The 26,778-nt window shown below is 40.3% G+C and carries 19 protein-coding genes, 1 tRNA gene and 1 pseudogene; 15 read left to right on the top strand and 6 right to left on the bottom strand.

Going from position 1 to position 26,778, the window contains the following annotated elements; all coding sequences use genetic code 11:
• The first annotated feature begins 152 nt into the window (after positions 1-152).
• The 6 genes from rpmB to rpmH all read left to right on the top strand — a co-directional run bounded on the left by rpmB (position 153) and on the right by rpmH (position 5,463).
• The gene (gene rpmB / locus QYZ87_08750; GenBank protein ID MDN4754604.1) at positions 153-410 is read left to right on the top strand and encodes a 50S ribosomal protein L28; all 258 of its coding nucleotides are present in this window, start codon (positions 153-155) and stop codon (positions 408-410) included.
• A gap of 49 nt (positions 411-459) precedes the next feature.
• Positions 460-648 (top strand): 50S ribosomal protein L33, encoded by a 189-nt coding sequence (gene rpmG / locus QYZ87_08745; GenBank protein ID MDN4754603.1) that lies wholly within the window; start codon positions 460-462, stop codon positions 646-648.
• A 69-nt stretch (positions 649-717) separates the two neighbouring features.
• Positions 718-873, top strand: coding sequence for a DUF4295 domain-containing protein (locus QYZ87_08740; GenBank protein MDN4754602.1), 156 nt, complete (start codon positions 718-720; stop codon positions 871-873).
• Positions 874-1,084: 211 nt separating this feature from the next.
• Positions 1,085-2,989 (top strand): YgiQ family radical SAM protein, encoded by a 1,905-nt coding sequence (locus QYZ87_08735; protein ID MDN4754601.1) that lies wholly within the window; start codon positions 1,085-1,087, stop codon positions 2,987-2,989.
• A gap of 218 nt (positions 2,990-3,207) precedes the next feature.
• A complete protein-coding gene (locus QYZ87_08730) occupies positions 3,208-4,728 on the top strand; it encodes a Do family serine endopeptidase (protein ID MDN4754600.1) in 1,521 nt (506 codons plus the stop codon).
• A 588-nt stretch (positions 4,729-5,316) separates the two neighbouring features.
• A complete protein-coding gene (rpmH, locus tag QYZ87_08725) occupies positions 5,317-5,463 on the top strand; it encodes a 50S ribosomal protein L34 (GenBank protein ID MDN4754599.1) in 147 nt (48 codons plus the stop codon).
• Between the two features lie 240 nt (positions 5,464-5,703).
• Here rpmH and QYZ87_08720 read toward each other — a convergent pair whose 3' ends face one another.
• From QYZ87_08720 to QYZ87_08695, 6 genes are all read right to left on the bottom strand, one after another.
• A complete protein-coding gene (locus QYZ87_08720) occupies positions 5,704-7,347 on the bottom strand; it encodes a hypothetical protein (GenBank protein ID MDN4754598.1) in 1,644 nt (547 codons plus the stop codon).
• A gap of 36 nt (positions 7,348-7,383) precedes the next feature.
• Positions 7,384-8,607 (bottom strand): hypothetical protein, encoded by a 1,224-nt coding sequence (locus tag QYZ87_08715; GenBank protein MDN4754597.1) that lies wholly within the window; start codon positions 8,605-8,607, stop codon positions 7,384-7,386.
• A 206-nt stretch (positions 8,608-8,813) separates the two neighbouring features.
• The gene (locus QYZ87_08710) at positions 8,814-9,365 is read right to left on the bottom strand and encodes a lipocalin family protein (GenBank protein MDN4754596.1); all 552 of its coding nucleotides are present in this window, start codon (positions 9,363-9,365) and stop codon (positions 8,814-8,816) included.
• Between the two features lie 653 nt (positions 9,366-10,018).
• Positions 10,019-10,092 (bottom strand) — tRNA-Ile (locus tag QYZ87_08705).
• A 64-nt stretch (positions 10,093-10,156) separates the two neighbouring features.
• Positions 10,157-11,335, bottom strand: coding sequence for a DUF4369 domain-containing protein (locus tag QYZ87_08700; protein MDN4754595.1), 1,179 nt, complete (start codon positions 11,333-11,335; stop codon positions 10,157-10,159).
• A 21-nt stretch (positions 11,336-11,356) separates the two neighbouring features.
• The gene (locus tag QYZ87_08695) at positions 11,357-13,621 is read right to left on the bottom strand and encodes a serine protease (protein MDN4754594.1); all 2,265 of its coding nucleotides are present in this window, start codon (positions 13,619-13,621) and stop codon (positions 11,357-11,359) included.
• A 530-nt stretch (positions 13,622-14,151) separates the two neighbouring features.
• On the opposite strand from QYZ87_08695, the gene QYZ87_08690 reads away from it, so the two are divergent.
• From QYZ87_08690 to QYZ87_08650, 9 genes and pseudogenes are all read left to right on the top strand, one after another.
• Complete coding sequence (locus QYZ87_08690) at positions 14,152-15,600, top strand: DUF3078 domain-containing protein (GenBank protein MDN4754593.1); 1,449 nt, start codon at positions 14,152-14,154, stop codon at positions 15,598-15,600.
• On the top strand, positions 15,600-16,976 hold the full coding sequence (locus QYZ87_08685) for a hypothetical protein (protein MDN4754592.1): 1,377 nt from the start codon (positions 15,600-15,602) through the stop codon (positions 16,974-16,976). Before QYZ87_08690 ends, QYZ87_08685 begins: the two co-directional genes overlap by 1 nt.
• A complete protein-coding gene (locus tag QYZ87_08680; GenBank protein MDN4754591.1) occupies positions 16,967-18,211 on the top strand; it encodes a DUF4105 domain-containing protein in 1,245 nt (414 codons plus the stop codon). Before QYZ87_08685 ends, QYZ87_08680 begins: the two co-directional genes overlap by 10 nt.
• Positions 18,208-19,788, top strand: coding sequence for an alkaline phosphatase family protein (locus QYZ87_08675; protein MDN4754590.1), 1,581 nt, complete (start codon positions 18,208-18,210; stop codon positions 19,786-19,788). Before QYZ87_08680 ends, QYZ87_08675 begins: the two co-directional genes overlap by 4 nt.
• Before the next feature lie 59 nt (positions 19,789-19,847).
• Positions 19,848-23,177: a preprotein translocase subunit SecA gene (secA, locus tag QYZ87_08670; GenBank protein MDN4754589.1), complete on the top strand. Its 3,330-nt coding sequence runs from the start codon at positions 19,848-19,850 to the stop codon at positions 23,175-23,177.
• A 6-nt stretch (positions 23,178-23,183) separates the two neighbouring features.
• Positions 23,184-24,068, top strand: a complete 885-nt coding sequence (locus tag QYZ87_08665) for a YicC/YloC family endoribonuclease (protein MDN4754588.1) — start codon at positions 23,184-23,186, stop codon at positions 24,066-24,068.
• A gap of 27 nt (positions 24,069-24,095) precedes the next feature.
• A pseudogene (gene gmk / locus QYZ87_08660) lies at positions 24,096-24,656 on the top strand (guanylate kinase).
• Entirely contained in the window at positions 24,639-25,268 is a 630-nt protein-coding gene (gene nadD / locus QYZ87_08655; protein MDN4754587.1) for a nicotinate (nicotinamide) nucleotide adenylyltransferase, read from the top strand. Before gmk ends, nadD begins: the two are co-directional and overlap by 18 nt.
• Positions 25,269-25,458: 190 nt before the next feature.
• A complete protein-coding gene (locus QYZ87_08650; GenBank protein MDN4754586.1) occupies positions 25,459-26,601 on the top strand; it encodes an IS256 family transposase in 1,143 nt (380 codons plus the stop codon).
• The last annotated feature ends 177 nt before the right edge of the window (positions 26,602-26,778 follow it).

The following is a 26,778-nucleotide window of genomic DNA, read 5'->3' as shown; positions in this document are numbered from 1 at the left end:
AAACAATCAATCCAAGAGTTATTAGTAAGCAAATAATTTTATAGATAATGACTTCTCAGTAAGATGCTGACTGCGAAGGATTTTATCGTAATTTAGTTGTAAGCCTATTGCTCTAGGATATATTATATTTAACGCGTAACAGAATAAAATATATGTCACGAATTTGTCAAATCACTGGTAAAAAGGCAATGGTGGGAAATAAAGTTTCTCACTCATTGAAACGTACAAAACATACTTTCAATGCAAACCTTTTCGACCGAAAGTTCTATTGGCCTGAGCAGGACTGCTGGATTCAGATCCGTGTATCTGCTGCTGGCTTACGTCTTATTAATAAGATTGGACTAAATGCTGCGTTGATTAACGCTGAACAAAAAGGCTTCCTTAAGGAGTACAAAATCCTTGATATGTAATAGCGAAGCTTTACTTAAAAATAACATCAAAGAATAAGGAGTATAGGCTATGTCTAAGAAATCAAAAGGCGATAGAGTACAGGTAATTCTAGAGTGTACTGAGCACAAAGAAAGTGGATTACCAGGCACTTCAAGATATGTAACGACCAAGAATAAGAAGAATACTACTGGTCGTCTTGAACTTAAGAAGTACAACCCTATCCTAAAGCGCATGACTGTGCATAAGGAAATCAAGTAATAATAGTACTTGAGACATAAAGTTTTTAGAAGAGTATCATTCAATAAAAAGAGATAAGGAGAGTATCCTATGGCAAAGAAACCGGTAGCAAGACTACAAAAAGGCGACGGACGTACTTTCTCAAAGGTCATCAAGATGGTTAAATCACCTAAGTCAGGTGCTTATACTTTCAAAGAAGAGATGGTACCTAATGAGATGGTACAGGAGTACTTCAAGAAGAAGTAATTTATATCCGAGGGGGAAATGAAGGTCTGAGGACTCGTTGAATATATAAGACGTAGTCACAAAGCTAAGACTTTTCATAAAGATAAAAGCTTAGAGGATAAGATGCGATCCTCTAGGCTTTTCTCTTATATAATAAACACCGTATATTTCAATATGACTAGGTTTTGATTAACTTTGCACACACAGACCCTATATATTGATTACAAAAGAAATGAAGCAAAGGAAGGAAAAGACAGACCTCAGAGCATGGTTACCCATTTCTAAAAAAGAGGTTCAGCTGCGAGGTTGGGATGAATTGGATATAATCCTATTCAGTGGTGATGCCTATGTAGATCACCCATCCTTTGCTAATGCTGTTATAGGTCGTGTCCTCGAAGCAGCTGGGTATCGTATCGCTATCATACCGCAACCAAATTGGAGGGATGACCTTCGAGACTTCAAGAAATTGGGTAAGCCTAGATTATTCTTTGGAGTGTCCCCTGGGAATATGGACTCAATGGTCAATCACTACACAGCAGCAAAGAGAAAACGTAGTGATGACGCATACACCCCTGATGAACGAAGTGATATGCGTCCTGACTACCCGAGTATCGTTTACACCAAAATCCTCAAAGAGTTATACCCCGATACACCTATCATCCTTGGAGGCATTGAGGCCTCTCTTCGGCGACTAACACACTACGATTACTGGCAAGATAAACTCTTACCAGGAATGCCCTACATGAGCCATGCAGACATTACGATATACGGCATGGGAGAGCGTTCGATCCTAGCCATAGCGGATCTGCTGAATAAAGGAGCATCCCTGAGCAACATTTCAGCATTACCACAAATAGCATATAAGGTATCTCAAAAAGAGTTTGTACCTATGGATGGCGATATAGCACTACACAGTCATGAACAGTGCTTGAAAGACAAGCGTTCGTATGCCATGAACTTTAGACATATTGAGGAGCAAAGCAACTCTATGATACCGCACAGGATCACGCAGGAAGTCGGAGAGGATGTCATCATAGTTAATCCGCCCTATCTTAAGCCCACAACTGAAGAGATGGATCATTTCTACTCACTTCCATACACCAGGTTACCACATCCAAGATATAGAGGCAAAACAATTCGAGCCTATGAGATGATTAAGCACTCCATAACGATGCACAGAGGTTGTTTCGGTGGCTGTGCCTTTTGTACAATATCTGCACACCAAGGAAAGTTCATCAGCTCACGAAGCAAAGAATCCATTCTAAACGAGGCTAGAGACATTACCATGATGGATGACTTCAAAGGATATATTAGCGACCTCGGTGGCCCTAGTGCAAATATGTATAGAATGGAGGGAAAAGATCTCTCTATTTGCAAAAAATGTCTGCGCCCTACTTGCCTTCACCCAAACGTCTGCCCGAATCTAAACGCAGACCACACCCCTTTACTTAAGGTTTATAAGGAAGTAGACCAAGTTGAAGGGATTAAGAAAAGCTTTATCGGAAGTGGGATACGTTATGACTTAATGATGCATGACTATAAATCGCAAGATCTTAAAAATGCGGCGAAGAAATACACCGAAGAATTAATTACCAATCACGTCTCTGGGAGACTAAAGATTGCTCCTGAGCATACCTCTCCCAAGGTCCTATCTCTCATACGAAAACCTTCATTTGATTGCTTCTACCTCTTCAAAAAAGAGTTTGACCGAATTAATCAAGAGAAGGGTCTACGCCAACAGCTTATTCCCTACTTCATATCAAGCCATCCTGGCTGTACCGAGGAGGATATGGCAGAGTTGGCACTAATCACAAAGTCCCTTAACTTCCAACTAGAGCAGGTTCAAGATTTCACCCCTACTCCAATGACAGTAGCAACTGTCATATACTACAGTGGCTACCACCCATACACTCTGGAGAAAGTTGAGACAGCCACCACCCCGAGAGAGAAAGAGAATCAGAAGCAATATTTCTTCTGGTACAAAACTGAGCAGAAACAAGGAATCATCAAATCGCTTAAGAGAATTGGACGACCAGATCTGGTTGACAAATTATTTGGTGGCGAACAATCCAGAAAGAAAAATAACCGTAATAAACGCCAACCAAAACAGCAACAAAGCAAAAGGCGTAAAAGATAATACGCGGACCCAATTCTTATATATCTGCAAAAGAACTGCCCGTCACGTTAATCATTTCTAAACCAATCATACACACCCCTATTATAGCTTTATTTTCATTAAATTGAGGGATATCTCAGTTGCAGAGTCTATAAGAAATCACTTTATTTGTATAGTACTTTCAGCTAAAGACATTTATCGTGAAGTGAATTCTTCATAACAATATTATTTAGAACGAAATGAAAAAAAGTTATTGGAAAATTGTTGTTATCGCAATTATCTGCTCACTTTTTGGAGCCGTTGCCGGTGTTGCGATAATGAATACGAATGTAGTAAGTCATTCGTTTTTTAAGGCATCAAATGGGGATAGCTACATCACAGATGTGGCTGATGAATTCAATCAACCCAAGATGACACCGGCAGTATATCACTCAGGTAGTACTCCAGATGATTTTGTTGAAGCAGCTGAGAGGAGTATCAATGGTGTTGTTAATATCACTAGCGAAATATTGATGAGTAACTCTAGAAATGTACCGCAATTTTTCGATCCCTTTGAATTTTTCTTTGGCATCCCAAGTGATCCAGGGCAAGGATCCAGAAGAGGAGAAGTTCCCAAGAAGGTAGGCATCGGATCAGGAGTGATCATAAGTACAGATGGTTACATCATTACAAATAATCACGTCATTAGTGGAGCTTCAAAAATCGTAGTGAACACCAATGACAATAGAGAATATGAAGCAACAATTATCGGAACCGACCCCGCTACGGATATAGCTCTTATAAAGATAGATGCCACAGGATTACAACCTATACCATTCGGGAATAGCGAAACGCTAAAAGTGGGCGAATGGGTCCTAGCCATCGGGAACCCATTTAATCTTACCAGTACCGTAACAGCTGGTATTGTTAGTGCTAAAGGAAGAAGTTCTTTAGGGTCAGGAGACCTCAAAATAGCTAGTTTTATACAAACTGATGCCGCTGTGAACCCTGGCAACTCAGGTGGAGCACTTGTAAATACTAGAGGAGAACTAGTCGGAATCAATACAATGATATACTCTCAGACGGGCAATTATGCAGGATATTCCTTTGCTGTTCCAGTAAGTATCGCCAGTAAAGTTGTTGCAGACATCAAGAAGTATGGTGCTGTGCAGAGAGCTGTATTAGGTGTAGTCGGAACTAATATATGCACCGAAGTAACAGATAAATACGATCTAAAGGTGTCTGAGGGTGCAGTTATCGTGGACTTTGCGTCCAGAAGTTCAGCTAAAGCAGCTGGATTAAAAGAGGGAGACGTGATTACTGCTATCAATGAGACACCGATCCGAAGTATGGGTGAACTTCAAGAGCAAGTCAATAAATACAGCCCGGGCGATAAGGTAAATCTAACCGTGAATAGAAAGGGTAAGGTAGAAGCCTTCAAGGTGATTCTCAAGAATAGTGAAGGGACTACAGAAGTGATTGAGCACACTAACTTCTCTTCTATCGGAGCAACATTTAAGGAAATAGACAAAGCTAAGGCTTCCAGACTTCAAATCTCCTATGGTGTAGAGGTAAATGGGGTCGATAACAAAGGAAAATTTGCAGAAGCTGGGATACAAAAGGGATTTGTTATTTTGGCTATCAATAACATTCCTACTCGCTCAGTGGAAACTGTTGAGAAAATTATCAACGAAGTGATAAACAATGCAACAGACAAAGTGTTATTCATTAAAGGGATATTACCTAATGGTAGGATCCAATATATAGCAGTAGAATTATAATAGGAAACGAAATAAAATAATGCTTGTGATTCAATAGTTTATTGTTTTTTGTGATTCTGTTTAAAGCCTTGGTATCGAGAGATGCCAGGGCTTTTTATTTAATTCTTAAAATACATAGGCATCGTTAGAGTTATTGATATACTTTAGGACCTTCACCTTAGAAATACAGAGGATTGAGCTATATATTAGTACTTTTTCCTAATGAGACCACTAATAAACTTTGGTACTTATTACGCTTAAACAGGATTATTTCGATGGAACTCATTTGCTCACTAATGATGGTCTAGTATCTGAAATAATTATTGTCCGATAATTTGTTTTATTTCCAGTCATCTGAAAGTAACCTCAGCATTATACTTCAGCACCAACTTTGAGAAATAAGGAATCGTGGAATTCAAAATGTATTTACTACTGCTAATAAATCCTCTCAATTATAACAAATACCAGATACAAGAGACATCATCTAGGATTTTGGTGTTTATTTCATGTTCATACGTTTCCAAATAGCTTACGATGCAAAAACTTGCAATAATGGATGATTTTAGGTACCTTTGTGGTCGATTTCGAAATCAATAAAATTTTAGAGTAATGAAGAGAACATTTCAGCCCTCTGTTCGTAAGAGGAAGAACAAGCACGGTTTCCGTTCAAGGATGGCCACAGCTAATGGCAGACGCGTTCTCGCTTCAAGACGTGCAAAAGGACGTGCGAAGCTAACCGTCTCAGATGAAAATTAATAAAGAAAGGCTTACGAGATTTATCTTGTAAGCCTTTTTTATTTGATACAACACTTCATAATGGATCACCGTCGTTAGTATTTGAAAACTTTTAGGCAAGTTCTGATACGAATGACTGTACTCTCAACGGAGATTTCCAAGCAATACATATCTACAATAAAATAGGCCACCTTAAACTCTTTATGAGTTATAAGGTGGCTTATCATATCAAGGTATATTTACCTTATACAGGAGAAAGTATTAAAATCTAAATACTAAACTTGTAACAAAGGAGTTTCTAACTTCTGAAAGCTTGCCACCTCTCACGGAAAGTTCATAAGGGTTGCCATCCTGAGCGGTAAAAGAATATCCTGAGAATGGATATACTGCTTGCTCACGTTTGCTATGTACATAAGCCATATCAATCGCTAAGTCACGGGTCAAGTTGAATCCTAGACCTACACTATAGGTAGAAAAGCTTCTAGGAAGTGTAAAGTCAGCTATCATTCCTGATGAAGGTACATTGTAGTATAGATCCTCCTTAATCGGATCCTGCTTAAGATCTGCTACTTTCATAGGATTACTTGTAAAGCTATACCCACCACGAATAGTCATCCATCCAAGTGGACGAACTTCCAAACCTACTCTATGTGTACTCTCACTACCATAATCTTCTTTTATGAACTGACTCTCAAACGTTTCATCAAAAGAGTCTGGCAACAACAATTTACTGCTGCCAAGGTTGCGGTACTGATAGTCATACGAAATAAACCCATAACGACCCAAAAAGGCCATAGCACTGACAGTTAACTTACCAGGCATAAGCATACCGTAGCTACTGCGATAATCCTCTGTATCAAAGTCTATTTGCCTTTTATCTTCAGGCAAATCCATATTTAGTAATCGAGTAGTAGCACGATAGCTTTCATCATACTTTGCGTACTGAGGTGTAAGGTACGAGATACCCAGACGTGCATAATCACCTAGAGCCACCATCGCACCTAAATTAAGTCCAAAAGACGTACCATTAGTACTCAACATATTACCATACTCCAAGTAGCTATCTGTCTCAAAATCCTCCCTATACATTGAGTAACGAGAATATGTACTAGTACCGAACCTTAGAGATGCTCCAAAAAAATACATATCATTTAGATTTACGGCCATGGTAAGATCTGTACTATTTCGACCTCCTTTTTCGGTCACATTTAGATCAGATGAGATCGGCAAAAGGTATTGGATATTATTATTACCATCTTTGACAAAGAGGTTTGACTTAAATTCTGTTGACTTCAAATCGTTATAAGGAACTTCGATAATAAAAGCTCCATTCATACCCATCGCAACAATCGGATCAACCGGGTTAATAAATGGGTCATACTCTTTATCTCTCAAATAATCACCAGCAGGAACACCTCTATTTATGGCTCTAAAAACCATTAAATCCGTAATACCTCCCGGCATTGGTCCTGATAGTAAACCATAACTCCTATTGTAGTTATACTCCTTCTCGTAGGAGATACCACCATTAATCTTGATATAATTAAGACCAGAAAGCTTAATAAGAGAGCCCGGAAAAAAATAGCTGACATGATTGAAGTTACCTAAGAACTTATCCGCATCTGTTTTTCCACCCATACCCTCAGTAGTGGTGTTCCATTTACCTAAGTCGAACCCCAATGACAAGGTATTTCGCTGGAAGAGACCTGCTCCCGCAGGGTTAATGTACGAAGCAGAAGCATCTGCCCCTACAGCACCCATAGCACCTCCAAGTGCTTGGGAACGAGCTGACCCTTGTGTCCCAGTCTTAATATTACGATACGCATCTGTTGGGGCCTGTGCATAGGCAGAAAGGAAACTTGCTCCCATGAGTAGAAGCCCCAATACGGTATATATCTTTTTCATAATGTTATTCTTCTTACACTATTAGCTAACTAATACTTATCTACTACGTTGTGACCTATTGTTACTCCTATTGGTAGTACCACTGCTCCGACTTGAACTACTACTAGTTGAACGACTCACGCCACTTCTGTTAGAGGTACGCTGAGTATTGCTTCGGTTATATGTACTATTACTAGATCTAGAGCGAGTGGTTGATGAGTTGTATGTCCGACGATTAGTAGGTGATCCAGACCTATTATATCTACTATTAGATCTATTAGTATTTCCTTCATACCTTCTACTTGTAGAGGTTGAATTTCCTCTAGTACCATAGTTATAACGCGAACCAGTCTGACTACTAGACCTATTATAATAATCACGACTACGGTTACTTCTAGTATTACCTAATGCTCTACCATAGATTTCGTCATGAACACTCCTTCCATTGGAACTCCTATAAGTATTACCTGATGAGTGTCTTGCGGTCCCAAAATTACCTGAGCTTCTGCCATACCTAGAGTATGGTTTGCTATAATAGCTATCGCGGTAGCCTGACCAAACACCATCATAGTAGCCATTCCAGTAACCACCATAATAACCACCATAGTAGCCACCATAATAACCGCCATAATATCTAGGATAATGTGGCCATCCCCATCCACTGTAGAACCATGGATCATATCTATACCATGGATCATACCATGAATCGTACCAAGGATAACTCCATGAAGACAGCCATCCATAACGATAAGGGCTATACCCCCAAGATGGGCCATAATTAATGACGACATTCACACCGCTATTCCAATCTCTACCATAGTATGAGTTGGACCATGGGTCATAATAGTCATAGTCATCAATGACATAAATCTTACTAGACCCACTTAATACAATAACTTCGTCATTGTCACTAAATCTTCGTATTCTCTTACCATACTTACCAAGAGGTCTCTTATCACCAGATCTGCCATCTAGGTTATCGAGGTTTTGCTGCATCTCTTGATCAGTGACACCTAGATCTCTACGATTATACCAATCCTCTATGTTAGCATAATCAGCTTGACTTAAATCTTCAGCGTTCTGCTCTTGATATCTTTGTCTTTCGACCTCCTTGATCCTCTCTTCTCTTCTTTTACGTGCCAGTTCTTGCTCCTGAAGCTCCTTTTTGTGAATCTCCCGAGCTTTAGAAGGCGTTATGTATGCATCATCCTGTGCTAGTGCTACAGGAGCTGATAAAAATGCACCCATCGCCAATATAAGCATCCATTTAATTGCCTTCATATTACATCCTCCATTATTTATTACAAAAATATTTGCACTCTTTAGGTGCTTTTCCTTACGCAAGATACTAATTTTTATCTACCTTACGTTATTTTGACGTCAAAAACCACCCATACGTTTAATACCAATTACTCTGCTATTGAGAGAGATATTCTCTGAAAAAATCACATTGAAGATTTCAGCATACAAGAAAAAAGCAAAAACAATTATATCTCGCCATGCTCTACCATTACTAGACGGCTCAGATCATAGCCCAGCGACTCTGCAACTCGCTTATACTTATTTATGATATCATCTGGCATTGAAGGAGTACGTGATAGAAACCAAATATAGTCCGTATTCTTCCCTACTACTAGTGCATACTCATAATCTCCATCTAACTGTACAACATTATAGGGGGAATAAAACGGTCCAAAGAATGAGACCTTTAATCGCCCAATATTAGGGGAAGCAACAAGCTTAGCCTTACCGACAGCTTCAGACCATTTATTCTCTTTATACTTATACCCTCGATTAACTACTTTTATGCTACCATCTTCATTCTTAGTATAATGTGCGGTTGTATTATTAATCTCTTTTTCATACTTGAAGTCAAACCTAGCAATCTCATACCATTTTCCCAGGTATTTGTCGGGATCAAAATCAGTCACAACTTTTGCACCTTTGGGCTTTCGTGCACACGGAAAAAACAAGAAAGAGGCAACAAATGCCACTATAAATACTCCAGCAATCCAAATTAAATCAGTTTTCTTAGCCATACTATCTACTTATGTTATTAGGTTATTTAAGTTTATTATATTCCATATAGCAATCACTCATTTACTTTTACAATATACACGAAATAATATTTCTAAAAAAAGGGAGCGTAGTCCAGCAATTAGCCAGCACCCACGTTTTACTAAGAACCCCGAACAATAAACATGGTTGTAAAATAGATCAAGGATTCGTTGAAAAATCCACACTCCTCATAATAATAGTGTTAGTCATCATCAGTCATACACAGCACAACTAAATGATAACCAAAACCTTAACACTCTTGAAGTCCAGACTGGGCTTGAACCAGTGACTCCCTGATTATGAGGGTAGGATTCGCAAATGTCAGCCTCTGTTAATCAATACATTAGGATGGTAAGAGATTCCGTTTTGAATTTTTCGTTTAAAATAGGTGTTAAATATTTACACAACTTTAAACATTGCATATTAGGAAATTAGATTTAAGGCTCTTATTAGTCCATCATTTCGAATTCTCCGTTGAAAACTTGCTGTAACACTTTGAGACAGATTATCACAGTTTGTTACAGAATGGTCAGGTATCCCGTTTAAAACGACATTTATTTTCATAAAAAAAAGTGTTAGTTATCATCTCGCTGTATATTGTACACGACTGATAACTAACACTTTAACATTCTTGTGGTCCAGACTGGGCTTGAACCAGTGACTCCCTGATTATGAGTCAGGTGCTCTAACCAACTGAGCTACAGGACCAATAGATTAAAATCTATAAATGCTTTACTTTTATCGATTGCAAAGATACAAAAAAATTATTATTTCACAAGCGATTGAGCAAAGCAACTAGCTGTTCGGAAGTCGTAATCCTATGCATAACCTCACCACCCTTCTCAAATAAGAAAAGAGTTGGGAGTGATGACAAGTTATAATACCCGACTAACTGAGAGTATCCACCATTTTTCTCCTGCAGATTAATCCAAGGTAATTTTTCAGAAACAGACTGCCACACATGTGGATCTCTATCTAAACTAACTTGGACAATCTTCAAACCCTTCTTGGCATACACCTCATATATACCCGCTAACTGCTCTATTGCTGCAGGGGACCAATTAGCTTCCATTGTACTAAAGCACAATAACGTAGGAGATTGAGCTACAATACTAGATAAAGCCACCTGATTACCATGATTGTCGGGTAATTCAAAATCAATATAGGATACTTCCTCGACCTTATGACTACTTACCATTTCATTCGCAACACCAGCGTCCTCTTTTTGCTTTTTCTGAGCTCTCAATACTGCCATAGATCTCAATGCCAATTTCTCTAGATGCTTAGTACGAGGACTCTCTGGGTAGTTGTGGAGATGAAGATTTGCCACTGCAGCAAATGCCTTCGAGTCAGTCTTATCATAAATGTTAAATATCAAATTGCCATCGACTTGTTGAAAGAGTGCAAAGTATGCAGCTGCAGACCCAGGATCATTATATATATACTTGGTTGCAACATTCTTATAAAGACCTAAGATACTATCTCTCTCTAAGGCAAAGTCATAGAGTGAAAGCCCTCCATCATTATATTTATCAATGAGATGCTTCAGCTCTCTGTCTGTATCCAACTGCGTTAGCCAGACTTCCCTAATCTGCTTGGCATCTCGACTTCCCTCAATTGTATAGCTGATCTGAAAACTCTCTTTATCTGCTGCTACAGTAAGAGTGACGGGCTCTGAAATACTAAAAGGTATAACCTGAGAATCAAGCCGCAATCTATAATAATCTGGGGTAGATGGGACTTCGTGCTTAAACGAAAACTTACCCTGATCCGACAATTTTACGGAATCAAGTATAATGGTCTTATCTAACTCCAATTGCTCTAAGTACAAAACCTTCTGATTTGCACCTGCAACAGCTCCCTCGACCTTAAACTGCTCACTCTTTTTGCAACTACTTACAGACAATAATAGCAGTACTATAATAACAATTTTATCTACTCCTCTACTCATACCTATATATCTTTATATCTATTACTCTATATCTACCGGGAACAGAGTCTTAATAGTCTCTTCCTTATCCCCTATTTGTACATGTATCAATACAACCCCTACCCCCTCAAATGGTGCTCTAGGTAATATATGCTTACCCCCTAGTATTTCGGACGAATACAGACGCTGTCCTTGAAGTGTATATACATCCAGTTTATTACTGTGCTCGTCTGGCACCGGTACTGTTACGATCAAGCCATATCCAGGCATATTTTCTAGGAGAAGAAGTGGCTGACTGTCATCATCATCCGTTATGAAAGGGTGTGAAATTAATGGCTCTAGCCACAATGATGCACTTTCATAGGCTTTCTCCCATCGACCACCAATCATCCTGTATAATGTCCCACGTTCTGGATCTTTATGTTGCTGATGTACCAAAGTTATCCCATCGGGGATCGAGCCATTCACCAGCCCAAAGATGACCTGACCATCATTAGGAATAATTAATGGCTGTGAAAACTCTAAAAAGAGTTCTGCCATCACAGGACTTCCCTCTACACCTTGATTTTTCTTCTTAAGAGGAAGAGGAAAAGAAGCCTTTAGATTCACCTTCGTCCGTCCCAATTCTTTACGGCCCTCATCACCGAAGATAGCCAACTCGATAGCTTCATCTCCACTCAAGTTCATCACTTCCCCAAATACTGTAGAGACCACTAGATACACGCCATGCACCTTTGTTCCTCGTCGTAGCATAAAACTTTCCCCCACCATCGTTGCTTTCGCATCCAGTCCCAATATTTCACGTCTTCCTAACTGTGGCATATCATCACGGATACTAGCGTCTTTCTTCATAGAGATATTGGTGATTCTCCGAATAGGTTCATCACGCACCTCCTTGCTCTTAGATCCATAACATTGAGTACGCCTATCACCACTAGGGTCCAATCTATTAATGATACGGTTACTCTCCACATCAGTTCTCTTCCAAAGCTTCTGAAGAGCAAAGAAATAGTCCGAAGACCTCACTTCGCAATATGAGTTACCCCCGCTTAATCCCCCTAAAACCAAATTATTAGCATCAAAAAGAGGAGAGCCAGAGGATCCAGGTGCAGTAGTTCCTATAGTCCATGAAGGAATAAGGTAATGCTGCTCAGACTCGAAGGGTAGAGAACTTGATAGATATGAGGTTATAGAGATTGTAGAAGACTCATAGATATTAATTCTCTTAGTATTGCCACCAGGATGATGTATATTGATATAAGAGCCACCAGCATTTTCAGAAGCATTCCAACCCGCGTAATAAGCATCATACTCCAATGGAGGTCTTTGATTCATCTCTAGGAGAGCCACATCCGATTTATCTTGGTAGCCAATTAATTCTGCACCTGCTAGGGTCTGGACCGTATTAGGAGCTATCTCTCCACTGCAAGTAGGGGATGAGTAGTTAAAAAAGACGACCGTATTTTCTGCATTTCGCTTAACATTACGAGATGAAAAGTTCTTACTCATCACATGAGCAGCCGTCAAGATTAGAGGGGTTCCATCACCAGAAGTATTATTGACTAACGTGCCCGTGCCCATAGCTGTACCATCAATTCCAATCAAGACCACAGATCTACCAATCTCAGTATATGACGATAGGCAGGCTATCTCTGGGGTACATTCATAACTTTTAGGACCACCCATCTCATATCGAGGAATAGACAACCGCAAAAAGTTCAAGTCTCTCACACCATGATTAACCTCAGCAACCCTGAGCTGCGGAATGGTACCCTCAGGAGACTGTACTTCTATGACCACATCCTCAGCAGCAATAGGCATTGTAGGTAATACCTTTTGGCCATTATTATTAATGGCACCAAAGCCCCCAATGTAATTCTCTTTATTAAAAGAGTCATATACATATAAGAGTCCACCTTCGGGCAACTCAAAGCGGTCAAAAAAGAAACTCAGACTCTTTGCACCACTTGACCGCACACGATACCGCCAAACTTGCGTCCCATCTGCCAACTGAAATTTCTCCCCATTCTGTATTACATCAATTTCCCTAACGAACTTATGTGCATATACATACATCCTAAGCCCCTCGGAACTAGACTCCATCTCCATTCGAGCAGAATCGACATCAAAAGCCGCCATTCTAGCCGTAGGCAGTTGCAACACTTCTCCAATGCTAGGAGACTGATTTTCACTCCTTAACATTGATGAAGATACGATCTGAGAGAACGCAAAAGATAACGAAGCTCCCAAGCAGACCATACATAGTAGAACCCTAATCATAGAGACTCTAGCATCGACACGATTCATATCATCACTCAAAAAAAATTAATATTAGTTTACAAATGTACTTAAAATCCAAAGAAAAGTATAACGCCTACTCAAAAATGGCAGGTTAACAACTAAAGGGTATTAAATTATAATACATCATCCGAATCTCAGGAAAGCGATTGGTGACGAAATAAATGGGGCTCTCTGAAGAACCCCCGCTATTAGTAGCATGAATTCTTACTATATCAAGCAAAAGTCCTTCTCATAGGAAAAATTATTTTTTCCTATAGGAAACGTTTCTCCTTCATATAACTAAAATTTCACCTATTTATAACAATAGAAAAACACACTTCAAAAGACCTTTAACACTCTCTATTTAATATTATATATCAACACATATTAGAGTCTTAGTTTGCCTATTTACAACGAATTTATAAGCTATTAATCTAAAATAGCTTATAAAGAGCAGAGAGTATATGTCGAAAAAACTTTTGCCAACTCTTCAATGCTTAGTATATTTGCTACTGACATATACTCAAATCTGAGGTTTAAAGAATTTAATAAATATTATGCGACTCGAAAAAATGTATTTGCCTCTTGCGGCAACGTTACTATTTATACTTCCTATGGGCTCAGCACAAGCCCAAGATAATGCTAGTGGGCATTCCTTCGGTGTAACCCCTGAGATCTCCACGAAAATCTTATTAACAGACTCATTGAGTAACAATCTGAGTCCTGAAGCAAAACGCATCATAGGACGCCCTATGCTTCCCATCCCCAATTACTATACCAATAGGGATACTACATTTTCTGCCTCCTTATTTGCACCTATAGCGTTTGATTTAAGTAATCTCTCCAGCATCAAATTTCCCAAAGAGAAGATTCAGAAAGAAATAGAGATACAAAGTCCGCTTAGAAAGGAATCTATCAGCGAAAAGATGGCTCAGTACGAAACTGACCGACTAGCAAATAATAAAGTATCAAAAGTTATAGCCTTTGCCACCATTGCTAACAAAGCTAGAGAGAGCGTAATGGTGACTAATCCAAGGTTAGTTAGGAGATCATCTGATCAATTCCCTGACCGAGTAAAGCTAGAGCAAATTGACGTACAATATACTGGCGAATTAGCTCAGAGAAATGCCCCTGAAATACCAGTAAAAAAAGCACCTAGCCTAGGTGAAACCATCGATAGAAAATATTGGATACAAGCCTTCCAAGGAAGCCTACATCTCTCTCAAAGTAGTGTTTCCAAAAACTGGCATAAAGGTGGATACAATAGTCTGAACTTCAATAGCCGAGTGTATTATAACCTAACCTACAAAAAAGACAAAATCAACTGGGTCAATGAATTGGAATACAAAATTGGGTTATTTGCCAATAATGTTGACTACACAGATAAAAAAGTGGGGCTTAAGATCTCAGAAGATATATTTAGAATAAACTCCAACTACGGTATCAAAGCCTATGAAAGGTGGTTTTATACTCTTGACGCACAGCTGAGGAGCCAACTAATGAAGAATAAAGACAATGAAGGTAATCTGACGACTCTCACATTTGCCCCTATTCACTTATCAGCTGGACTTGGTATGAAATATGAGCTGGACCTTAAGAATATGAACGGTGACCCATTCCAGAAGCTTAAGTTCACAGCCAACGTCGCTCCAATCTCAGCATCTATAGTTTATACCTATAGTGACCTTATTGACAAGGGAAGGATTGGTCTGGAAGAAAACGAGAACTTTAGATTTCGTCTAGGCTCCACCATTCACCTCAACCTTGATTGGGATATAAATGACCGATTGAACTGGCGATCAAGAATGTACTATAATACATCCTTCAAACATGTGGAGGTAGAGTTCGAGAATGCTCTTACATTCACCTTCAATCGCTTCTTCAGTACCCGATTGGCAGTTGACCTACGCTATGACGACAGTGTTATCATAGACGAACCCAAAACGTTTAAAAACCTTCTGCAGTACAATCAGCTATTTAGTCTAGGTTTTGAGTACAAATTCTGATGCCAGCCGAAGCAAAAAAAATTAGTTTACCTAACGCTTTTAGAAAAAGCTACCAAGAAGAATTTGGACCCACAGAATTGGCTTTGCTAGAGGAGGCTCTAACAAAGCCTCTTTCTAGTGCTCTAAGGACACATCCGCAAAAGAATTTTGCCCCTAATTTGCGTCCTGTACCATGGTGTGACAGGGGCTTTTTCACAGACATAGAGGCTACATTTGGTGCAGATCCAATCTGGCATGCTGGAGGATATTATGTTCAGGAGCCAGCTTCGATGATTCTCTCACAATATTTTGAACAACACAAAATCCACCCCGCACGTGCCCTAGACTTATGTGCAGCACCTGGGGGGAAGAGCACCTTGCTGAGAAGCTATCTACCAGATAGTTGCACACTAATTTCCAATGAGCCTGACGCAACTAGGGCAAGAATCCTCAGTGAAAACTTTGCTCGTTGGGGCATGGACGAAACCATTATTACCTCAGCATACCCTAACAAGATCGCCGAGACAGGTTTGCTCTTTGACTTCATCCTAGTGGATGCCCCATGTAGTGGGGAAGGTATGTTCAGAAAAGAACCTCAGGCACTAACTGGCTGGAGCCCTCAGAATGTAGAGCTCTGTGTGACGAGACAGAAAGAGATACTCAATGCAGCATGGGAGATGTTAGAAAAAGATGGCGTACTCATCTACAGTACTTGCACCTACAACAAGAAGGAAAATGAAGATCAGCTGGACTACATCTCAGGACTCGGAGAGATAGAGATACTACCGCTTTCTCTAAATCAGAAATGGGGTGTCCAATCTCACAGAGCAGGAGTCTATCGCTTCACGCCCCAGCATACAGAGAGTGAAGGGCTGACCATCTTTGCAATTAGAAAGAAAGGAGGGGGCAATACAAGCATCACAACAAAAAAGGAGAAAGCTAAAAAGGGACTCCCCTCGCTTCTGAACGAGGTCTTCACTGATAAGCAAGATGCACTGTACAATCACAACGACTCTTGGTACTATCTCTCTCCAGCAGGGCAGGAACAGCTAGCACAACTTAAGAAAATAAAAATCTTGGCGGGAGGTGTCCAATTAGGACAGCTCAAGGGAAAAGACTTCATTCCTGATACCAACTGGGTTCATAGCGGTTCATTAAACGAACATCTCCCCTACCCTCGGTATGAACTAGACAACGAAAGTGCCATTCAATATCTAAAGAGAGAAAACATCAAGTTAGACGAAGATTTGGACAAAGGGATATACCTTGTCACGTACAAAGAACTACCTCTGGGTATAGTTAAGCATTTGGGCAATCGCACCAATAACCTCTACCCTAAAGAGTTATCCATCAAGAATAGGAACCTAAAAACTGAAGATATACCAAATTGGGATTGATTAAAGCCATGAAAAGACGTATCCTACTACTATCATTGTTATTATTTGGGAGCTTTGTCATCTGCTCTGCAATGGAGCAAGAAACGAAGAACACTTCAGATGACACTCCTATTATTAGTTTACTTACCTGTGGTCCAACAGATGATTATGTCTTTTACTTATACGGACATACGGCTCTAAGGGTACAATACAGAGATACGGATCTAGTATATAATTACGGATACTTCTCCCTGGAGCAAAAGAACTTTATCCTTAACTTCATATTGGGTAAGCCCATGTATTCTGTAGGCACCACCACATTTGAGGATTTCCTTTACGAATACCATCTTCAAGGGCGAAGCGTCATAGAACAAGATTTACTCTTACTTCCAGACGAAGCGAAGCAACTCCTAGAGATGCTAGAGTGGAATGTGCTCCCTGAAAATCGGGACTATATGTATAACTTTTACTTTGATAACTGTGCTACTCGTCCAAGAGACTTAATCGAGAAGTTCACAGGAGGGCTGGATTACAGAATCAAATTAGAAAACATGCCTACATTCAGAGAGGCTATAAGAAATAAGAGTTATACAGCATCTTGGTACACCACTGGTGCCGACTGTTGCTTGGGCTGGAAAAGCGACGAACGAATGAGTCTAAAAGATGCGGCATTTCTGCCAGAACTTTTACTGCAAGAATTTGACCACGCATATCGTGTAAAAGATGGACAAAAATTAGTAACTAATAAGAGAGTATGGTTAGAACAGACAAAGGAGATTGGCAGTGGTTGGTGGGCAAACTTCAACTTTCCTCTCTGGACTTCCATTGTTATTGGATTGATCTATTTCGGACTATATCTCGTTAAATACTTCAAGGGCAAGGCTTTACCTCTGAATATATTAAGAAGAATATTATATGTATCTATCTCTATATTAGGTATTATTGTCTGGTTTCTCGCACTCTTTTCACAACATCCTCACACGTTTCCGAATGCCAATATGTTGTTATTACACCCGTTGTATATTTTGTTACTAATAACGATGGGAAAAGAGAAGTATAATAAGACAAATAATTGGCTCTATTTTAGTAACTTTGTGGCAATTATTATATACCTAGGATTGGGATATAAGCAGGTATTACCGATTGGGGTGCCATTTTTAGCAATGATAATGGCCGTGGATCAATTATTGCACTTCTTAGAAAATAAAAAGCTAAAGAAAGTGATAAGAGCAGAGATATTTAGAAAAAACGAATGAATAGATTACTGACTGGATTAGTTTCACTATTGGCTCTATGTCAAGTAGGGATACTTAACGCACAATCACCCAAGTTATTTGTGATGATTAGCGTTGAGGAGCTTAGGAGCGATCTACTGATAGAGCTATCTAAGCAGATGCCCAATAATGATGGGATCAAGCAGCTAATAGAGTCAGGTAGGTTATACACAGAGGTGTTAAATCCACTTCTATCAGCCGATGCTACCGCATCTGAAGCTATCCTTCAGACTGGTACCACAGCCCTAGCAAATGGAATAACAGCTCGCCAACCACTGATCAAACTTAGTGATGGACGACGCATAACTGCCACCTCTGCACTGGAGGATAAATCCCACACAGGATATGCTACTTCAGACAGATTATCTCCATTAGCACTGTCGGCCCCGAGTATTTCGGACCAATTAAAACAAAATAGTGCGGGTATTAGCATTGTATATTCAATAGCTCCATCGGCTGAAGAAGCCATAATAGCTGGAGGTCAGCTAGCTGATGGTGCCTTCTGGATAGATAGTTCTACAGGACGATGGGCTAGTTCCACATACTATAAAGGAGGCTTTCCTAAATACATCGAACAGCTTAATAGCAATTCAGAGGGTGTAGTCAGTAAGCTTAATAAAGGGATAACATGGCAGGCTCTTTACGCTAACGAATTTCAGAAAAAATATTCCGACATCCTTCCGAATGGAGCTACAAAGTCATTCAGCCATACATTTGAAAGATCCAATAAAGATATAATCAAATACAAAGAAAGTGGTCTAGTTAATGATGATGTAGTAGAGGTTGCCAATCGACTACTGAATTACTCGTTACTGGGTAATGACCAGGTTACCGACTTACTGACCATTCACTTCACAGTTAGTGCAGGCGATAATGCGGAGTCAGACATCTCTCCAGAAGTGATAGACTCGTACTACCGACTTGATAGAGCAATTGCAAACTTACTACGCATCATTGATAAGAGCGTAGGGAGATCTAATACCCTAATAGCCCTTACAGGAAATGCAACTGCGATTGAACGTACTCCTATTATCAAGGAGCAAAGAATATTCAGACCATCTAGGTGCAAGGCGTTAATGAATATGTACCTTAATGCCAAGTATGGGCATCAAGGATTTATTGATGAGATCACACCAAATGGAGAGGTCTTTCTAAACCATGAAGTTATAAAAAATTACAGTCCTGTAACTCTTGAGCAGATCCAAACTGCAGTGAGTAACTTCCTCATAGACTTTAGCGGCATACAATACGCTATTGAGGAACATCGGTTACGCTCCGAAGCTATTGGCAACTCAGAAAATAGGTACTGGCAATCAGCTTTGAACAAAGCATTGCACAATAATAGGGCTGATGTCATTTATGAATTACTACCAGGATGGGTCATTGAGGATCTCAGTAAGAGCGAGGGTATCCAAAAGTATAAAATGACTGCGACCCCGACCATCTTCGTAATGGTTCATCCAGATATAAAAGCAGAAAAGATACACACCCCTATTGATCTAAGAGAGGTCAGTAAGAAGGTATCTAAAGTCCTAAAGATACGGCCTCCGACTCCCTAACTAGTCTTAGAGTAATAGAGTCAATTAAGTAGATATAAATAGAATAACAATAATATATAATGGGAATAAATAATTTTCTATCCAAAATATTTGGAAATAAATCACAGCGTGACCTCAAGGAGATTTCACCCTATGTGTCGAAAATCCATGAGGCGTATCAAACCATTTCTAAACTCTCTAATGATGAGCTGAGAGCAAGAACAGCTGAAATGCGTCAGGAGCTACAAGACTTCGTAAAACCTGAAAGAGATGAAATAAAACAGCTAAAGGTAGGTGTTGACGATCTTCATCTAGCGGGAAGAGAAGAAGTATGGGCTAAGGTAGATAAACTGGAGGATGAAATCCTTGACAAACTTGAGAAAAAGCTTGATGAGCTTCTACCCGATGCTTTCTCCATCGTCAAAGAGACCGCAAAGCGCTTTTCCGAGAATGAAGAGATCGTAGTCACTGCTAATGATTTTGACAAAGATCTTGCTATCAATCATGACTTTGTACGTATCGAGGGTGATAAAGCCATATATGTAAATGAATGGAAAGCTGGTGGTAATGTCACTAAGTGGAACATGGTTCACTATGATGTCCAGCTCTTTGGTGGGGTAGTCCTACACGAAGGAAAAATAGCTGAGATGGCAACTGGTGAAGGTAAGACCTTAGTAGCTACATTACCGGTGTTCCTTAATGCCCTCACAGGTAATGGTGTACACGTTGTTACCGTGAATGATTACCTCTCTAAGCGTGATGCGGAGTGGATGGGACCATTATATATGTTCCATGGGTTAAGCGTGGACTGTATTGACAAGCACGAGCCTAATTCAGAAGCAAGAAAGAGAGCATATAACTGTGACATTACCTTCGGCACCAATAATGAATTTGGCTTTGACTACCTAAGAGATAATATGGCTCGTAGCCCTGAGGATTTAGTTCAGAGGAAGCACAACTACGCCATTGTGGATGAGGTGGACTCCGTTTTGATTGATGATGCTCGTACACCATTGATTATATCGGGTCCTGTTGAGTCCAAAGGAGACCTAATGTTTGAGGAATTCCGTGGGAATGTGGAGACGGTTGTCAATGCACAGAAAAACCTCTGCTCTAGACTATTGGCAGATGCTAAAAAACTTATTAAGAGCGAAGACAAAAAACAACAGGAGGAGGGCTTCCTACTCCTATACAGAAGCTTTAAGGGACTCCCTAAGAGTAAACCTCTGATTAAGTTCCTAAGCGAAGAGGGCATCAAAGCTAAGTTACTTGATACAGAAGCTCTATACATGCAAGATAACATGAAGAATATGTACATCGTAACAGATGACCTATACTTCGTTATCGAGGAAAAGAACAATCAGATAGAGCTAACAGATAAGGGTATAGACCTCTTGACTGGTAACAGTGATGACCCTAAATTCTTTGTTCTTCCAGACATTGCAACTCAGCTTTCCGACCTAGAGAATCAAGACCTTACCGATGCTCAAAAAGCGGAGAAAAAAGATGAGCTACTAACAACATACTCCATCAAGAGTGAGCGTGTACACACCATCCAACAGCTGCTCAAAGCTTATACGCTATTCGAAAAGGACGATCAGTACGTCGTTATGGATAATAAGGTAATGATCGTAGATGAGCAAACTGGACGTATCATGGATGGCCGTAGATACTCTGATGGTCTGCATCAAGCTATTGAAGCGAAGGAGAGGGTAAAGGTAGAAGCTGCCTCTCAGACTAAAGCTACTATTACGCTTCAGAACTACTTTAGGATGTACCACAAGTTATCAGGGATGACAGGTACAGCCGAAACTGAAGCAAAAGAATTTTGGGACATTTATGAGCTGGATGTGGTCGTTATTCCGACCAACAAACCGATTGCTCGTATTGATGAGAATGACCGTATCTATAAAACAGCAAAAGGGAAATATGCTGCCATCATCAATGAGATTGAGGAGATGGTAAATAAAGGTCGACCTGTGCTAGTGGGTACCACCTCAGTAGAGATCTCGGAACTGCTCAGCAAGATGCTAGACCTACGAAAAATCCCTCACAACGTGCTGAATGCTAAGTTACACCAGAAAGAAGCTGAAATTGTAGCAGAAGCAGGTAAGAAAGGCACCGTAACGATTGCAACCAACATGGCTGGTCGTGGTACCGACATCAAGCTTACTGAGGAGGTTAGAGCCGCAGGTGGACTGGCTATCATTGGTACTGAACGGCATGAGTCTCGAAGAGTGGACAGACAGTTGAGAGGTCGTGCTGGTCGTCAAGGAGACCCAGGATCATCCGTCTTCTTCGTATCATTTGAAGACCGCCTAATGAGGCTATTTGCTTCGGATAGAATCTCCAGATGGCTATCCAATATGGGCTTCGAAGATGATGATATGCTAGAGAATAAAGCTCTAACTAAACAGATAGAGAATGCCCAAAAGAAAGTAGAAGAGAATAACTATGGCGTCCGTAAACACCTTCTGGATTATGATGATGTCAAGAATGCACAACGTAATGTAATTTACACCCGACGCAATCATGCTCTCATGGGTGAACGTGTAGGACTCGACGTCCTCAACACACTAACCCAAACAGCTGAGAACATTTGTCAGGGCGTTCCAAGCATCTCATTTGATGAATTTAAGCAGGATGTATTCACCGCCTTTGCTACAGAGCTTACCATTACAGAAGATGAGTATAAACGCTTGAATCCAGAGAGTGCCATAGATAAGGTAATGGATGCTGTATTGGACACCCTGGAAAGACGATCTGATAGGATTGCTGAAGTAGCTCAACCTGTACTGAAGGCATTTTACGAAGAACATGGTGATAAGGTTCAGAAAATTTACATCCCTATCAGTGATGGAAAGCTTGCTTATAACATAGCTACAGATCTTAAGGAAGCAGTAGAGAGTGGCTCTAAAAGCGTAGTTACGGCTTTTCATAAGACTATCCTACTCTATACCATTGATGATGCTTGGGAACGACATCTTCTGGCTATGGATGAATTACAGAATGCGGTACGAACTGCTTCGTATGAAAATAAGGACCCTCTTGTTATCTTCAAAATGGAAGCGTATGAGTTATTCCGCCAAATGGTCGTTGATATGAACCAAAAGGCTTCTGAAATTATCATGCGTGGTCATATTAACATCGCACCTCAAGAAGATGAGGAGAGAAAGGTTCAGGTCCGTGAACACAGGGAAGACCCTCGTGCTAGAAAACAACGCCGCTATCGTGAGCAAAAAGATGATTACGAAGCAGCCGCACAAGCACGCTACGAGGCTGGTCAGGCTGCGAGCCAAACGAAGGAGAAGCAACAACCTTACATCGCAGAGGAAAAGATTGGACGTAACGACCCATGCCCATGTGGTAGTGGAAAGAAATTCAAGAACTGTCACGGAAAGAATCTATAAGAGCATATGATACATTCAATGACTGGTTTCGGCAAAGCTGAAGCGAAATCAAGAAATAAAAAGATTACTGTAGAGTTGAGATCCGTCAATAGCAAACAGGCGGATATCAACCTACGCTTCCCTAGTGATATCAGACACCTAGAGATGCCCGTGCGCAAACTTATCACAGAGGAATTACAGAGAGGAAAGATAGATGTCTTCATCAATCTAGAGCAGCTTAATGAGGAGCCTAACATCAACCTCAATGCGGACTTAGCCAAGAAGTACTGGGATAAGTTTCAGGAATTCAGCAATGTTAGCGGTGTTCCGCTCCCTAAGGATCCTATGCGCACCATTCTTTCGCTTCCTGGCGTGATGCAGTATGATGTCGAGGAAAACCCTGAACAAGCTAAGGAGTTGGAATCAATCACGCTTAATGCGATAAAGGAAGCCTGCCAGCAGCTCAATGAATTTCGTAACCAAGAGGGTGAATCGCTTTATCAAGGGTTCGTTAAAAATATTACTAGCATCCAAGAGTTGCTGGCAACCGTTGACCCTTACGAAAAAGAACGTATCACCGAAATTCGCGAGCGTCTTGAGGATGGACTCAAGAAATACATAGATATCGACTACGATCACTCTCGCTTAGAACAAGAGATGATCTATTATATTGAGAAACTTGATGTGAACGAGGAGAAGAATAGACTTAGCAATCACCTCGAATACTTCCTCAATACTTTAGAGCAAGACGAGGTCGGACAAGGGCGAAAACTTGGTTTTATAGCTCAGGAGATTGGTAGGGAAATTAATACTCTAGGTTCTAAAAGTAATCACGCTACTCTTCAAAAAATCGTAGTGAAGATGAAAGATGAGCTTGAGCAGATCAAAGAGCAGGTACTTAACGTGCTCTAAATCAGTAACACTCTAACACCAGTTATCGTGAAGGGAAAACTAATAATCTTTTCGGCACCAAGTGGATCAGGCAAAAGCACAATTATAGACAAACTGCTCTCTGAATACGGACTCAAAGGGAAATTTTCTATCTCTGCTACTTCGCGAGCACCTCGTGGGAAGGAGAAAGATGGTATCCATTACTATTTCCTTTCAGAAGATGATTTCCGAAGAAAGATTGAGAAAGGTGAGTTCCTTGAATTTGAGGAGGTCTATAAAGGTCATTTCTACGGCACACTCAAAAGTGAAGTTGACAAGAACTTGGAGCGGGGTGAAAATGTCATTCTAGACATTGATGTCAAGGGGGCTATGAGGATAAAAGAAATCTATGGTGATGATGCCATCACGATTTTCATTCAACCCCCTAGCATTGATGAGCTAAGAAAAAGATTGGAATCAAGAGGGACAGATGCTCCTGAAAAGATTGAGCAGAGACTTCAACGAGCGAAAGAGGAGCTTAGCTATGCTCCATTCTACGACTTTATTGTAGTCAATGATGATCTCGAGGCGGCTTGCCAACAAGGTAGCAACATACTAACAAGATTTATACGGGGCGAAAAAAGAGTACTATTATACCCGGGTTCGTTTAATCCTCTTCATGTGGGGCATATAGGACTGGCTAACTTTATCATAGAAGAAAAGAGTGATCGCTTCGATGAATTATGGTTTATGCTCACACCCCGCAGTCCCTTTAAGCAAGGCGAGCCAATGCTAAGCGATAGCTTTAGAGCTGAATGGATTAGGGAAATCATTAAAGACTACCACAAGGTTAAGCTTTCACTAGAGGAGCTAGATCTTCCTGAGCCTCACTACACTTACAATACCATACGGCATCTTAAGGAGAAGTATCCCAAACACAAATTCACACTGCTCATAGGATCTGATAGCCTTCAAGACTTTGAAAAGTGGCATCGGTCAGCAGAACTTTTAGAGGAGATTGATATACTTGTATATCCAAGACCTCATCATCCACTCGAAGCCATAAAGCTAGCTCAGTCTCAAAAGGTTGAGATACTGGAGGATGCTCCAATGTTTGAGATTTCTAGTACCATCATCCGTAAGTTATTGAAAGAAGGTAAGGCCCTTCCTTTCCTTTTAGGAATTGATACAGATCAACCCATATACAAGAGACTATACCAGGAAGTATTGAAACTGGACTAAACTAAAACTTCATCAAGCCCCTTACCATACTCCATCCTCTCTATCATATCAGGAATGGGTAAAATAGGCTTGCAGTAAGTTGTAACTTAAACCCAAATAGATACTGTCCCCAAAAAGTGTGTAAGTCCCAAGAATGTTATCTTTGAAAAGTTAAAAACAAAAGATAAACAAGAAGATGAGACTTACACAAATGCAATTTAAGGAAATTCTATCAAACTTGATGACAGAGCCAAATGGAGTTGGCCGTTTAATGGAGTTAATCATCGAAATAGCGATGCAAGGGGAGAGGGAACTGTATAAAGAAGATAGTGGCGATGTGAGCAATGGATACCGCTCCCGTCGCATCTTTGCGAGTGGTAATATGCTAGAATTACGAGTACCCCGAACTCGACAGCAGGGCTTCATGCCCTTGATTTTAGGCGTTCTCAAAGATCAAGAGAAAGAGATGGGAGAACTAGCAGGTTATCTATATAGCTGCGGTAATACGATGGAGGATATCTCTGGAGTATTCGAGCGTTTGTATGGTAAACGTTATAGTACGAGTCAAATCAATCGTCTCTCCTTATCGACCCAAGAAGCAGTAGAAGAGTGGCGTCAAAGACGTCTACCGAGGACTTTAGAGGCACTTGTTATCGATGCTACATATCTTCCTGTACGGAGAGGAGAAAGTGTGAGCAAGGAGGCATTTTTTGTAGTGATGAGTTTAGATAGCGAAGGACGTCGAGACATCGTGGGTGTCTATAATAATCCAACAGAGGGAAGCGGCATCTGGGGCGAGTTTTTTGAGGATCTAAAAAGCCGAGGACTCGAAGAGGTAGGACTAATCATTTCAGACGGGTTGAATAACATTGAAGAGGTTGCACGTGAGCACTTTACAGAAGTGGAAGTCCAGCTCTGCACGGTGCATCTACAGCGAGAAATAACTCGAAAGATACGCCCTCGAGATAAGTCAGCCATCGCAAGTGATCTACAGGAGGTCTTTAGTAAAGACGGCTCAAGAAGCTCACCTTTAGATGGCCTAGAGAGCTTTAAAAACTTTGCGTTCAGATGGCGTAAGAGCTATCCTTTTCTCACAAAAATAGCTAACGGTCAGAGGATAGAGTATTACTTCACATACCTAAAATACGACGTCAGTGTTCGCAAGTACATTCATAGTACTAACTGGATAGAACGCTTCAATAGACAGGTAAAGAAAGGGGCTCGATATAAATGTGCATTACCTAGCGTAGAATCCGCTCTACACTTGATAGGTAGTATTGCAATCAATGCAAACTATCTGAAGAAAAGAATAGGAGATCTAACTCTTGGACTTAGGAAGAACAATGAAAAGTAAATAACAACAATGTGCTTTATTTTCCAACACAAAGATATCAACCTAAAAGAATACGGCAAGGCGGTGTCTCCGCGGTGCTACGACAGCCTTGCCTTAATTCTTTATTGGTCTATCTTTAATGTTTATGGAAAACAAAGCGAAAAAATATGTAGGTTTGCTTTTCAGAGACGCATTCTG

Source organism: Porphyromonadaceae bacterium W3.11 (genome assembly GCA_030434245.1).
Classification (GTDB): Bacteria; Bacteroidota; Bacteroidia; order Bacteroidales; family Porphyromonadaceae; genus Porphyromonas_A.
Note: the sequence above shows the minus strand (reverse complement) of the source record. Positions and strands in the feature narration are given on the sequence as shown.